General features: G+C 70.3%; 11 protein-coding genes and 1 pseudogene. 8 read left to right on the top strand and 4 right to left on the bottom strand.

Annotated features, from left to right (window positions below):
• The first annotated feature begins 130 nt into the window (after nt 1-130).
• Entirely contained in the window at nt 131-1786 is a 1656-nt protein-coding gene (locus O3W51_RS34775; protein WP_269288297.1) for a glycosyl hydrolase family 8, read from the top strand.
• An 85-nt stretch (nt 1787-1871) separates the two neighbouring features.
• On the opposite strand, the gene O3W51_RS34780 is transcribed toward O3W51_RS34775, so the two are convergent.
• Entirely contained in the window at nt 1872-2381 is a 510-nt protein-coding gene (locus O3W51_RS34780) for an anthrone oxygenase family protein (protein WP_269288298.1), read from the bottom strand.
• A 146-nt stretch (nt 2382-2527) separates the two neighbouring features.
• On the opposite strand from O3W51_RS34780, the gene O3W51_RS34785 reads away from it, so the two are divergent.
• The 3 genes from O3W51_RS34785 to O3W51_RS34795 all read left to right on the top strand — a co-directional run bounded on the left by O3W51_RS34785 (nt 2528) and on the right by O3W51_RS34795 (nt 6092).
• On the top strand, nt 2528-3460 hold the full coding sequence (locus tag O3W51_RS34785; RefSeq protein ID WP_269288299.1) for an AraC family transcriptional regulator: 933 nt from the start codon (nt 2528-2530) through the stop codon (nt 3458-3460).
• A gap of 32 nt (nt 3461-3492) precedes the next feature.
• Nucleotides 3493-4032, top strand: a complete 540-nt coding sequence (locus O3W51_RS34790; RefSeq protein WP_269288300.1) for a GNAT family N-acetyltransferase — start codon at nt 3493-3495, stop codon at nt 4030-4032.
• A gap of 569 nt (nt 4033-4601) precedes the next feature.
• Entirely contained in the window at nt 4602-6092 is a 1491-nt protein-coding gene (locus O3W51_RS34795) for a UDP-N-acetylmuramoyl-L-alanyl-D-glutamate--2,6-diaminopimelate ligase (protein ID WP_138355243.1), read from the top strand.
• A 40-nt stretch (nt 6093-6132) separates the two neighbouring features.
• Here O3W51_RS34795 and O3W51_RS34800 read toward each other — a convergent pair whose 3' ends face one another.
• The 3 genes from O3W51_RS34800 to O3W51_RS34810 form a co-directional block, all read right to left on the bottom strand.
• Nucleotides 6133-6558, bottom strand: coding sequence for an ATP-binding protein (locus O3W51_RS34800; RefSeq protein WP_138355244.1), 426 nt, complete (start codon nt 6556-6558; stop codon nt 6133-6135).
• Entirely contained in the window at nt 6552-7391 is an 840-nt protein-coding gene (locus O3W51_RS34805; RefSeq protein ID WP_232485124.1) for an MEDS domain-containing protein, read from the bottom strand. The genes O3W51_RS34800 and O3W51_RS34805 overlap by 7 nt, the downstream gene beginning before the upstream one ends.
• Nucleotides 7392-7683: 292 nt before the next feature.
• Nucleotides 7684-7815 (bottom strand): hypothetical protein, encoded by a 132-nt coding sequence (locus tag O3W51_RS34810; RefSeq protein ID WP_269288301.1) that lies wholly within the window; start codon nt 7813-7815, stop codon nt 7684-7686.
• A gap of 268 nt (nt 7816-8083) precedes the next feature.
• On the opposite strand from O3W51_RS34810, the gene O3W51_RS34815 reads away from it, so the two are divergent.
• From O3W51_RS34815 to O3W51_RS34830, 4 genes and pseudogenes are all read left to right on the top strand, one after another.
• The gene (locus tag O3W51_RS34815; RefSeq protein WP_138355246.1) at nt 8084-10558 is read left to right on the top strand and encodes an RICIN domain-containing protein; all 2475 of its coding nucleotides are present in this window, start codon (nt 8084-8086) and stop codon (nt 10556-10558) included.
• Nucleotides 10559-10752: 194 nt separating this feature from the next.
• Nucleotides 10753-12207, top strand: a complete 1455-nt coding sequence (locus O3W51_RS34820) for an MFS transporter (protein WP_138355247.1) — start codon at nt 10753-10755, stop codon at nt 12205-12207.
• 273 nt (nt 12208-12480) lie between these two features.
• The gene (locus O3W51_RS34825) at nt 12481-12684 is read left to right on the top strand and encodes a cold-shock protein (protein ID WP_034275260.1); all 204 of its coding nucleotides are present in this window, start codon (nt 12481-12483) and stop codon (nt 12682-12684) included.
• Nucleotides 12685-12967: 283 nt separating this feature from the next.
• Nucleotides 12968-13275 (top strand): annotated as a pseudogene (locus O3W51_RS34830) (DEAD/DEAH box helicase); the annotation flags it as partial.

The following is a 13275-nucleotide window of genomic DNA, read 5'->3' on the forward strand; positions in this document are numbered from 1 at the left end:
CGATCGGCTAACGGTTCTCCCGGGGCCCCTTGACAGAAGGCCCGCGTGGCGCTCCCATGCATTCTTGGTTAGGAAACTTTCCTAACCGTGTCCCGCGTCCCGTCCCGCTGTCCTGAGGGAAGGTCCCCACGTGCGCATCCCCATCCCCCGAAGACTCCTCGGTCTGACCCTGACCGCATCGCTCGGCCTGCTGTTGCCGCTGGCCGCCGAGGTACCGCAAGCCCAGGCGGCCACCACCCGCTACGAGGCCGAGAACGCGACACTGTCGCAGTCCTCCGTCGCCACCAACCACACCGGGTTCTCCGGCACCGGCTTCGTCGACTACACCAACATCGCCGGCTCCTCCGTGGAGTTCACCGTGACCGCGGCCGCCGCGGGCAGCGGCACCCTCGTCCTCGGCTTCGCCAACGGCACCACGGTCAACCGCCCCATGGACATCGCGGTGAACGGCACGACCGTCGCGTCCGGGGTCTCCTTCGCGGGCACCGGCTCCTGGGACACCTGGCAGACCAAGACCCTCACAGCGACGCTGCTGGCCGGCAGCAACAAGATCCGCGCCACCGCGACCACCGCCAACGGCGGGCCCAACCTCGACTACCTCGACGCGAACCCCCAGGGCGGAGGCGGCGGCGGTGGACCCACCGTGCCGTTCGGCAGCCACCAGTTCCCGTACACCGCGGGCACCCTCAAGCCCTCGGGCGCGCAGAGCACCATCGACCAGGCGGTCGTCACCACCTACAACCAGTGGAAGGCCGCCTTCGTCAAGCACAACTGCGGCAACGGCTGGTACGAGGTCATCTCGCCCGACGCTGACCACCCGTACGTCGCCGAGGGCCAGGGCTACGGCATGGTCGTCACCGCGCTGATGGCGGGCGCCGACACCAATGCCAAGACCGTCTTCGACGGCCTGGTGAAGTTCATGCTCGCGCACCCGTCGGTGAACAACCCCAACCTGCTCGCCGCCGAACAGGACAGCTCCTGCAAGAGCGTCGACGGCTCGGACTCCGCGACCGACGGCGATCTCGACGTCGCGTACGGCCTGCTGCTCGCCGACCGGCAGTGGGGAAGCACCGGCACCTACAACTACAAGAACCTCGCGGTCCAGCACATCAACGCCATCAAGGCCAGTGAGGTCAACTCCACCACTCACCTGATGCTGCTCGGCGACTGGAGCGGCTCCGGGGAGTCCCACCACTGGATCACCCGGTCCTCCGACTGGCTGATCGACCACTTCCGCGCCTTCAGGACCGCGACCGGCGACAGCGCCTGGGACACCATCCGCACCGCCCACCAGAACCTGATCACCCAGCAGCAGGCGAGCTACGCGCCCAGTACCGGACTGCTCGCCGACTTCGTCGTCAACACCAACACCACCCCCAAGCCCGCCGCGGGAGAGGTGCTCGAAAGCCCCAACGACGGGGACTTCGGATGGAACGCCTGCCGTGACCCCTGGCGGGTGGCGACCGACGCCGTCACCAGCGGTGACCCGGCGTCCCTCGCCTCGGCCCGCAAGCTCAACGCCTGGATCAAGACCAGGACCGGCGGCAACCCCGCCAGCATCGTGACCGGCTACCACCTGAACGGATCGACGTTCGACAGCGGCCACGACATGGCCTTCACCGCACCGTTCGCGGTCGCCGCCCTGACCGACCCCGGTTCCCAGGCCTGGCTCGACGCCCTGTGGAACAAGCTGGCCGGCACGCCCATTGACGCCTCGCTCTACTACGGCGGCAGTGTGCAGCTCCAGTCGATGATCGTCGTCTCCGGCAACTACTGGATTCCCTGACGGGAACGACTGGGGCACCTCCCAGCGGTAGCTGGGGGAGGGCCCGGTGGAGAGCCTTCCGCCGGGCCCGTCGGTGCGACAGGACCTACGGCGTGGCCCGCCCGTAGAGCACCAGCGCCCAGATCAGACAGCCGAGCGCGCCCGTGGCGGCCACCGCGCGGAAGAGGTTCCAGCGGACCCACCGCGTCTCGAAGCGCTCACGGACCGCGGCGAGAGCGGAGGTGCCTGCCGACCCCGGGTCGCCGGCCGCGGCGAGCTCGTCGTTGAGCGGGATGTTGACCGCGAACGTGGAGACCAGCGTCAGCACGTACAGGACGGCAGCGGCGCCGATCCAGGGCAGCGGACCGTCCGGGGCGTCCCCGGGCAGGTGCAGCGCCCCGGCCAGCAGGGTGAGCACCAGTGACCCGCCGAAGCCGAGGGCGAACCAGCCGTTGAGGATACGGACGTTGATCCACTGCATGGCGTCGACGAACGTCCGGTCGTCGGCCCTGCGCAGACCGGGCATGACGGCGCAGGCGAAGCCGTAGTACAGGCCCGCGATCAACCCGGTGGTGATCGTGGCGCCCACCAGTGCGACCGTGCGGAACTCGTCCATCGTCGAAACCTCCCTCAGCGGACCGCCGGGCCGCCGTGCGGCTGATCGGTCATGAGGACAGTCAAGCCGTAACAGCCAGGACCGGCCATGATGCAGAGCCTCAACTCCATACGCGTGCGTCCACCCGGACGTCTAGGCTGAAAGACATGGACGCACTCGCCGGTCTCCTGGACGGGCCCCGGGCCCGTGGCGCATTCCTGATGCGGTCGGTCCTCGACCCGCCGTGGTCGCTGCGGATCGAGGACCGCGCTCCGCTGACCCTGATCTCCCTGGTGCGCGGCGAGGCGTGGGTGCTGCCCGAGCACGGTGCCGCGGTGTGTCTGCGCCCCGGCGACATCGCCGTTGTCCGCGGCCCTGCCCCGTACACCGTCGCCGATACTCCGGACACACCGCCGCGGATCGTGATCCACCCCGGGCAGCTCTCCACCTCCACGGAGGGCGACGAGCTGTGCGAGACCATGGACTTGGGGGTTCGTACCTGGGGCAACCGCCCGGACGGCGCGACGATGATGTTCACCGGCACCTATGCGATGGACGGCGAGATCAGCCGGCGGCTGCTGGAAGCGCTGCCCACGCTCCTCGTGATGCCCGCCGACTCCTGGGACTGCCCGCTCGTCGCGCTGCTCGGCGAGGAGATCGTCCGCGACGAGCCGGGCCAGGAGGTCTTCCTCGACCGGCTGCTGGACCTGTTGCTGATCGCCCTCGTCAGAGCGTGGTTCGCCCGGCCGGAGGCCGAAGCGCCCACCTGGTACGTGGCGTTGGCCGATCCGGTGGTGGGCCAGGCGCTGCGGCTGCTCCACGACCACCCGGCGCACCCTTGGTCGGTGGCCACGCTCGCGGCGAAGACCGGGGTGTCGCGTGCCGCGCTCGCCCGGCGGTTCACCGAACTCGTCGGCGAGCCGCCGATGGCGTACCTCACCGCATGGCGGCTGTCGCTCGCCGCCGACCTGCTGCGGGAGCCCGATGCCACGGTCGGCTCGGTGGCCAGAAAAGTAGGCTACGGAAGCGCGTTCGCCCTGAGCACCGCCTTCAAGCGGGTCCGCGGCATCCGGCCGCAGGAGCACCGGGCGGGCGTGTGACGGCCCAGGATCCGAGGAGAGGAAACGGCGCGATGTCCGAACGGCGCGACGCGGCCGGCACGGCGCAGGTGCGGCTCGAGACCTGGGCGGAGCGGGATCTGGAGCTGCTGCGGCTGACGAACTCCCCGGAGATGACGGAGCACCTGGGCGGCCCGGAACCTGAGGAGAAGCTGCTCGTACGCCATCAGCGCTACCTGGACATCGAAGGCGCCAGAACGGGACGGATGTTCAGCGTCGTCCTGCTCCCGGAGGGCGTGACGGTCGGCACCATCGGGTACTGGGACCGGGTCTGGCAGGGCGAGACGGTGTACGAGACCGGCTGGGGTGTGCTGCCGGGGTACCAGGGCCGGGGGATCGCGGTGGCGGCCGCGACCGCGGCCATCGCCGACGCCGCGGCCCGGCACACGCACGGGTCCCTGCACGCGTACCCGTCCGTCGACCACCCCGCCTCGAACGCGATCTGCCGCAAGGCCGGTTTCACCCTGGTCTCCGTCTGCGACTTCGAGTACCCGCCCGGGAACCCGATCCGGTGCAACGACTGGTGTGTGGACCTGACCGCGGTCGGCCGCTGAGGGCCGGTGGAGGACGGTCCCGCCGCAACGCGGCCAGGGAGTTTCGACATGGCGAAATGTCAGCATTTGGCACCATGGCCGCAGGTGGCAGGGTCGGACGTACACTGAAGAGGTGTCGGGCAGGCCCCTGCTCCGCCCGGCCACCTGTATGCACCACCTGTATCCAACCGTCTGCGGCCAGACCAGAGAGTGCTGCCGCCCGGAACTCGGCCGACCCCGGAACGGGTCCTGAGCCGGTCCGGACGCACGCCGCAGTTGTTGCGCAGTGACAGGTAGCGGTCCTCGGCCGATCCGGCCCTTCGGTCCGCACGCAGATCGCCCCCTGTGGGGACCGCTCGCCTTCACGCGTACCACCGCCGGTGCCCCGGCTTCCGCGTCGCATGTGCACCGCACTGCGCCGGAGCGGGTCCGCACCCGGCCGACAGCACGATCCCCGGCAGCCGGGTACCGGACGACCGGTGCCGGGACGCCGGGTCATGGTCATCATCGCGGTATCCGGTTTGCCCTCACCCCTGCCGACAGGCCGGGCCACCCGCAGTGCACCACCGGCCGCTTCCGAGGGGATAGTTGTGAAACTCAGTGCACTGCTCGACGGTCACGACCACCACGTACTCCAGGGCGACCCGGCGACGCCGATCACCGCGGGAATGAGCTTCGACGCCCACCGGGTGACGGCCGGCTCGCTGTACATCGCCGTACCGGGCCACGAGGACGGCGGCCCCGAGCTGATCGGGCGGGCGCTGGAGCTGGGCGCGGTCGCGGTACTGGCCGAGGGCGACGCCCCGCACCTCGCGGGCCTGCCCGCGGCGGTCTGCGTGGTCCGGGTGACCGACATCCGCGCGCTGGCCGCGGTCGTCGCGTCGCGCTACTACGGTGAGCCCGGCCGCGCGATGGACGTCGTGGCGATCACCGGCACCAACGGCAAGACCTCGGTCTCGTACATGGTCGAGGCGGTCCTGCGGATCGCCGAGGGCGTGAAGGTCGGCGTCATCGGCACCTCGGGCAGCCGGATCGGCGACGAGTCGATCCCGATGCCGAGGTCGGTGCTGACCACCCCGGAGGCACCGGACCTGCAGTACCTGCTCGGCCACATGCGTGACCGCCGGACGCCCAGCGTGGTGCTGGAGGCGACCTCGATGGGGCTGCTGCAGCGCCGGGTCGAGGGCGTGTTCATCGACGTCGGCGTCTTCACCAACCTGACCCAGGACCACCTGGACGACCACGGCACGATGGAGCACTACAAGAACGCCAAGATGCGGCTGTTCCAGGGGCTGTGCCGGCGTGCGGTGGTCAACGCCGACGACCCGGTCAGCGCCGAGATCATCGCGCTGATGCCGGACACGGTGACCACGTACGCCCTGGACGCCCCGGCGGACTACCGTGCCACCGACCTGGTCGTGGACGCGGCGGGCAGCCGCTTCACGCTGCACCACGCCGGCCGCAAGTACCCGGCCGCGATCCCGGTCCCCGGCCGCTTCTCGGTGGCGAACGCGCTGGCCACCCTGGCGGCGTGCCATCTGCTCGGCCACGACCTGCAGGGCCTCGTCAGCGCTCTCGACCGGATGCCGCCCACCCCCGGCCGCTTCGAGCGCTACACCACCCCGCAGGGCTCCTGCGTGATCGTGGACTACGCGCACTCCCCGGACTCGCTGGAGAAGGTCCTCACCACCATCCGCAGCTTCGCGGCCGGCCGGGTCATCACCGTCTTCGGCTGCGGCGGCGACCGGGACATCACCAAGCGCGTCGCCATGGGCACCATCGCCGGCGAGCTCTCCGACCTGTGCGTCCTCACCTCGGACAACCCGCGCTACGAGGACCCCGAGGGGATCCTTGACCAGATCGCCCCCGGCCTGGTCCACACCGGGATCCCGTTCCAGCGGATCACCGACCGCCGGGACGCGATCCGCTACGCGCTGTCCGTCGCCGGTCCCGACGACGTCGTGCTCGTCGCGGGCAAGGGCAGCGAGCCGTTCCAGATCATCGGTGACGAGCTGCTTCCGTTCAGCGACATGGGCGTGGTCCGCGAGCTGGCGCTGGAGCCGGCCGCAGCGGCCCTGTAGCCACCGCCGGCCGTGCCGCGATGCGACAGCCGGTTCTTGCTCAGGCCAGTCGCATCGCGAAGGTCACGACAGCGCCGGGGGAGGCCGCGGCGATCACCAGCCGGTCGGCGAGCAGGCGGGTGAGCCACAGCCCGCGGCCGGCCGGGCCGCCGTTGATCCCGGGCGCCAGCTCGGGGATGACGTCCTCGGAGAAGCCGGGACCGGAATCGCTGATGCGGCACTCCAGTTCGTCGCCGACCCTGGTCAGCGCCAGGGCGCCGTCCCCGCCGGCGTGCTCCACCACGTTCGAGGCGAGCGCGTCCATGGCGAGGACGAACTCGCCGCGGCGCGGTTCCGACAGCCCCGCCAGGGACGCGCGCTGCTCGATGAGGACCCGCAGCCGTGGCAGGTCCTCCCCGGTGAACGCCACCTTCAGCAGGCACTCCGCCGGTTCGCCGGCACGGCCGCCGGCCGGGTCGGTCAGCATCGGCGCCCCATCCCGGTCAGCACCAGCCGGGCCGAGCCGTGCTCGCCCAGCGCGCGCAGTACGCGGAGCTGGCCGCTCTCGCAGCGGACCTCGACGCGGTCGTGGCCGTCGGCGGCGCGAACCAGCCGGAGGAGGTCGTCGGCGCACCGGACGCTGAGGAAGCTCAACTGCGTCAGATCCACGACGAGTTTGCGGGCGTCCGCGGTGCGCGTGAGCGCCTCGCCGACGGCGGCACCGAACTGCTCGCCGGTGGCGAGGTCCGCCTCGCCGATCAGCCGCAGCGAGCCGTCCCCGTGCACCGCTCGCAGTTCGCCGAGCCGGGTGAGCAGATTGACGGGGTGTGCCCGGCACATCCGCGCCAGGACGTCCTCGTCGAACCAGCGGCGGTCGTACGCGCAGATCTCGCTGTAGGAGCCGTCGGTGAACAGGTGCCCGGCGTGGGACTCGCGATGCATCATCACGTCGATGTCGGCGTCCAGGTCCGGCACCCAGTGCATGTCGATGAAGGTGCGCAGCCCGGTGTACCCCTGCCGGCCCGAGAGGGCGGTCTCCTCGCGGATCCGCTGCCATTGCCGCTCGGGGGTGAAGCCGACGTCGGGGCGGATCAGCGACCGCATGCTGGTGAGCACCAGCTGGCCGCGGGCTCTGACCCGGGCCATCGAAGGGCTGTCGGCCTCCAGCCGGGACCACACCTCGTCATCGCTCACCTGGGGAGCGGCGAAGACCATCACCTTCTCGCCGCGGGCCAGCCCCGTCCAGGCGAAGGTGGTCAGCACATCCCAGTTCGACTCGTCGTCGCCGTAGCTGACGAAGCAGTGGTCGCCGGCTCGCATGCGTTGCACGGAGATCGTGGCGGGATGGACCTCATCCCAGACAGGCATCGCCCCTCGCTTTCTGCGACCCGTACCGCTGTTTCCGCGGACCGGAGTCGTGGCAAAGCTAGCGAGTCTGCTTCCGGACGCGACATGCGCCGGCGGAAGTGAACGATGGCGTAAGGAAGTTGCCCTTCCGTTTTCAGGAAGGGTCGCGATTGGTCATTGCCTGATCACATCTGACCGTTCGCCGGGGCGCGGCCAGGGGCGCGGCCGAGGGTGCGGGGCGCGGGTCAGCGCGGAGCGCCGCGTCCTACCACTTCGAGCGCTGCATGAAGCGGCGGTGCGCCGACTGGGCGGAGTCGGAGCGCTGGACGGGCACGGGCGAGGGCTTCTGCTGCGGACTGTCGGTGGACTGGCTCGGGCCGCTGGTGGTGCCGGGCATGATCTTCGTCCTCCCTGTCGGTGTCGGTGGCGCTGTACATCAGGAAGGCGCCAGGTTAACCGCCGGGTGTGCGGTACTGGCGTCTCTCCGGGCCGTATACCCCCGTTCGGGGGACGCATCCGCTGTTGTCCGAACTGTTGACGGGACACGGTCACGGTCTTACCGTCCGATGGCGGTGGACTGAGTTGTCTTCTGTTCGCTTTTCGCAACCCTTCTCCACAAACCCCAACGGCCGTCTCTGTCCGGCCGCGAAGAAGGAGCCCCGCGTATGCGAAGCCCGCACGCCGTACCGCAACAGCGCGCCGTAGCGCACCCGCGCACCTTACAAACCCTGCGAACGCCCCTGACCGTACTGCTCGTGCTCGTCATGGCGGCCTTCGCCGTCCTGCAGGCCCCGCCCGCCCACGCGGCGGTGAACACCGCGATCGCCGTCGACGGGAACTCCGCCGGCCGGATCTTCGACGGAGTCGGAGCGATCAGCGGCGGCGGAGGCAACTCGCGGCTGCTGGCGGACTATCCGGAGCCGCAGCGCGGCCAGATCCTGGACTACCTGTTCAAGCCCGGCTACGGCGCGGCGCTGCAGATCTTCAAGGTCGAGATCGGCGGCGACACCAACTCCACCGACGGCGCCGAGCCCAGCCATGAGCACACCCGCGGCACCGTCGACTGCGGTACCGGGTACGAGTGGTGGCTGATGGAACAGGCCAAGGCCCGCAACCCCGCGGTGAAGCTGTACGGCCTCGCCTGGGGCGCGCCCGGCTGGATCGGCAACGGCAACTTCTGGTCCCAGGACATGATCGACTACCTGATCGCCTGGATGGGCTGCGCCACCCAGCACGGACTCCGGATCGACTACCTGGGCGGCTGGAACGAGCGCGGCTACAACAAGGCCTGGTACGAGAATCTGCACGCGACCCTCGCCGCGAAGGGATACGGATCGACGAAGATCGTCGGCGCGGACTCCGACTGGTCGGTCGCCGGGGACATCCGCGGCGACGCGGCCTTCGCCGCCTCCGTGGACATCGTCGGCGCGCACTACCCCTGCGGCTACATGTCCGCCATGACGTCCTGCTCCACCACCTCAGACGCCCTGGCGACCGGAAAGCAGCTGTGGGCGAGCGAGAACGGTTCGGAGGACTACAACACCGGTGGCGCGCCCATCGCCCGTGCCATCAACAGGGGTTATCTGGACGCCAAGTTCTCCGCGTTCATCAACTGGCCGCTGGCCGCCGCGCTCTACCAGAACCTCCCGTACAACACCGACGGCATGCTGACCGCCACCCAGCCCTGGTCGGGTACGTACAGCGTCGGAAAGAGCACCTGGGCCACCGCGCACACCACCCAGTTCACCCAGCCGGGGTGGCAGTACCTGGATTCCGGCAGTGGCTACCTGGGCGGCGACCGGGCCAACGGCAGCTATGTCAGCTACAAGTCACCGGGAAAGACCGCCTGGAGCACCGTCATAGAGACCCTCGACGCCACGGCCGCGCAGACCGTCAGCCTCAAGACCGCCGGAGGACTGCCCGGCGGCACGGTGCACGTCTGGTCCAGCGACTTCGCCTCCGGCCGGCAGAGCGACTACCTCGTGCACACCGCCGACCTCACACCCGTCAACGGCGCCTACCAGCTGACCCTGCAGCCGGGCCGGGTGTACTCGGTGACCACCACTGCAGGACAGGGCGCCGGAACAGCCGCCTCACCCACCCGCGGGCTGCTCGCACTGCCCTACTCCGACGACTTCCAGTCCACCCGGCACGGCGGCGAGGCCCGGTACCTGGCCGACATGAACGGCTCCTTCGAGGGCGCGGCCTGCGGCGCGGGCCGCACGGGCACCTGCGTACGGCAGATGGCCACGACGACCCCCATCACCTGGGACAGCGGCAGTGACCCGTACGCGACCCTCGGCGACCTGAGCTGGTCCGACTACACCGTGTCGGCCGACGCGATGCTCGAACAGGCGGGCGCGGTCCAGCTGATGGGCCGGGTCGGCACCCAGAAGGGCTTCTCCCCGGGCAGCATCAACGCCTACTACCTCAAACTCACCAACACCGGGGCCTGGTCCATCCTGCGCAACAGCGCCACCGGAGCGGTCACCACCCTCGCCTCCGGCACCGTCGCCGCGCCCGGCACCGGCAGCTGGCACCGGCTCGCGCTCACCTTCGCCGGCCGCACCATCGCCGCGACCATCGACGGCACGAAGGCCGGCTCCGTCACCGACGACTCCTACGGGGCGGGTCAGGTCGGTATCGGCACCGCCGGGTACGTGGCCGCCCAGTTCGACAACCTCAGCGTGACGCCCGGCTCCCCGGCCGCCGTGTCGGGTACGTACACGCTGGTCAACCGCAACAGTGGCAAGGCGCTCGACGCGGCCGAGCAGGGCACTGCCGACGGCACGCCCATCATCCAGTGGACCCGCAACGGCGGCGGCAACCAGCAGTGGAAGATCACTCCGGCCGCGGGCGGCTACTACACCGTCACCGGAGTGGCCAGCGGCAAAGCGCTCGACGTACCGGGCGCCGCCAAGGTCGCCGGGACGCAACTCGACCTGTGGACGTCCAACGGGGGCGCCCACCAGCAATGGCTGATCGTCCCCAGCGGTGGCGGCTACTACACGCTGGAGGGCCGCGACAGCGGCCAGCTCGCCGACGTCAGCGGTGCGTCCACCGCCGACCAGGCGCCGGTCGTCCAGTGGCCGGCCAACGGCGGCAGCAACCAGCAGTGGCAGCTGGTGCCCGTCTCCTGATCCGTTCCGGCCCTTCGCCGTGCCTCCGGGGCGGCCGGTCCAGACCCTGCCAGTGGTAGGAACCGCGCTGGTACGTGCCGCGTGCGTACGCGGTACAGGGGGCTGGGTCGGCCGCGCCGGGCGGCGAAGTATTCCTTCCGGGAGCCCGCGGCACGATCGGTGCGGCGGGCCCGGTATCCGGAGGGAACGGGACGATGGCGATTGTCGAAGGGGTGCCGGCCGGCGTGGAGGCGCCGGCCGGCGGGTCCGTACGGGAGTCCGTGCCCGACCGGATGACGGGCCGGCTGCGGCTGGTCCTGGTGGTGCTGCTGGTCGCGCAGTTCATGCTGGCCGTGGACTTCTCGATTCTCAATGTGGCGCTGCCGGTGGTCGGCCAGGGGCTCGGGTTCCCGCTGACGGACCTGCAGTGGATCGGTACGTCGTTCGCGCTGGCCGCCGCGGGGTTCACGCTGTTGTTCGGCCGGATCGCCGACATCGTCGGCCGCCGCCGGCTGTTCCTCGCCGGGCTGGCGGTGCTGGGGGTCTCCTCGCTGGTCGGCGGGCTGGCGGTCAGCCCTGGCATGCTGCTGGCCGCCCGGGTCGCCCAGGGGCTGGCGACCGCGGCCGTCACCCCGGCCGGGCTGTCGCTGCTGACCTCTTCCTTTCCCGAGGGCCCGCTCCGCGACAAGGCGCTCGGTCTCAACGGCGCCCTGATGTCGGCCGGCTTCACCGCCGGCGCGGTCCTCGGCGGTGTACTGACCGACCTGCTCTCCTGGCGCTGGGCGTTCTTCGTCAACGTGCCGGTCGCCGTCGCGGTGCTGATCGTGGCCCCGCTGGTGATCAAGGAGACCCGCCCGGCGGTCCGCCCGCGGCTGGACGTACCCGGCGCGATCGCGGTCACCCTCGGCCTGCTCGCCCTGGTCCTCGGGCTGACCACCGCGGGGGAGAAGGGGTGGGGTGACCCGGTGGCTCTGGTCTCCCTGGCGACCGGCGCCGTACTGCTCGGCGTGTTCTACCTCGTCGAGAAGGGCGCGTCCGCTCCTCTGGTGCCGGTGGCGATGCTGCGGCGCCGCACCGTGATCTGGGGCAACGTCGCGGGCCTCATCGCCTTCGTCACCGAGACCTCGCTGGTCTTCCTCATGACCCTCTATCTGCAGAAAGTGCTCGGCTTCTCCCCGCTGGCGGCGGGTCTCTCCTTCGGTGTGCTGGGCCTGGGCACCGTCGCCGGCGGTCTGGTCGCGGCCCGGGTGATCGGCCGGATCGGCACCAGGGCCACCCTCGTGACCGGTGGTGTCGTCCAGGCCGTGGCGACGGTGGCGCTGGTCGCGCTGGGCGACGACCGCGGCTGGATGGCGCTGCTGCTGGCGGGCACCTTCCTCGGCGGGATCGGCAACATGCTGGTGATCGTCGGCTTCATGGTCACCGCCACCTCCGGCAACCCCGACGCCGAGCAGGGCATGGCGACCGGGCTGGCCACCATGACCCAGCAGGTCGGCATCACCATGGGCGCCCCGGTCATGAGCGCCATCGCCACCGCCGGGATCACCGTCTCGTCCGGCACGGGCGCGGTGCTGGACGGCATCGGGAACGCGGTCCTGGTGAACGCGGCCCTCGCGCTGGCCGGAGCGGTCCTCGCGGCCCTGTTCCTGAGCGGCACACGGCGGACGTGACGCGGGTCTCACACCCCATTCCGGCGGTGTGCCACAAGGGCGCCGCGCACCCGGGTCGCCGCCGGAAGGCCCGCATCCGCCATGGATGCGGGCCACGTGCTATCGTAGATCTCAGTTGCAGTTGTGGTACCCATGAAACTTTGTGTGCACCTGACGGTTACATCCCTCAGGTGCATTTTGTTTTTCCGGTCATCTCCGGATGGGCTCATTGCGGCGACGCGGAACACGTGAAGTGCGTGTTCCGGCTGTGCCCCCTATCAGAGGAGATTTGACATGGCTACTGGCACCGTGAAGTGGTTCAACGCGGAAAAGGGCTTCGGCTTCATCGAGCAGGACGGCGGCGGCGCTGACGTCTTCGCCCACTACTCGAACATCGCCGCCCAGGGCTTCCGTGAGCTCCAGGAAGGCCAGAAGGTCTCCTTCGACGTCACGCAGGGCCAGAAGGGCCCGCAGGCCGAGAACATCGTTCCCGCCTGACGCTGACAAGAGCTGAGCCAGGGCCCGCACCTCACGGTGCGGGCCCTGGCCGTTGCCCGGACTCCGTAGGACCTCCCGGGCACCATTCACCACACGGACCTCATCGGTCCGGTATTCCGGCCGCCACTTCTCAGTAGGCGCCGTTTTCATCGGAGTTCACCGCGCGGATATTTCCGCCGGACTCCGCATTCGTCATTTGCTTCGGTTCGTTTCTTGCGATTCCTTGCGCGGCTGCCGGCCGCCGGGACTTCCTCGACACGCGCCGCCTCGAGGAAGGTTCCGCATGAACCGCACCACGCGCTCGAACAGCCCCTACTCCCGCAGCAGCCGCACCGGCGGCTCGGGCAGTGGCGGCAGCTACAGCAGCCGCTCCGCCGGCTCGGGCAACAACACCGCCGGTTTCACCGGCCGTTCCCGCTCGCAGTCCCCCAACCGCTCCGGCGGTTCCGGCCGCCGGCCGGCCGCGCTGCAGGGCGAGTTCGCCCTGCCCGTCACCATCACCCCGGCGCTTCCCGCCGTCACCACCTTCGGCGCGCTGGACATGCCCGTCGAGGTGCTCAAGATGCTCACCAGCCTGGGCATGAACGAGCC

Origin of the sequence: Streptomyces sp. H39-C1 (genome assembly GCF_027158125.1) — a bacterium.
GTDB classification, from domain to species: domain Bacteria; phylum Actinomycetota; class Actinomycetes; order Streptomycetales; family Streptomycetaceae; genus Actinacidiphila; species Actinacidiphila fildesensis.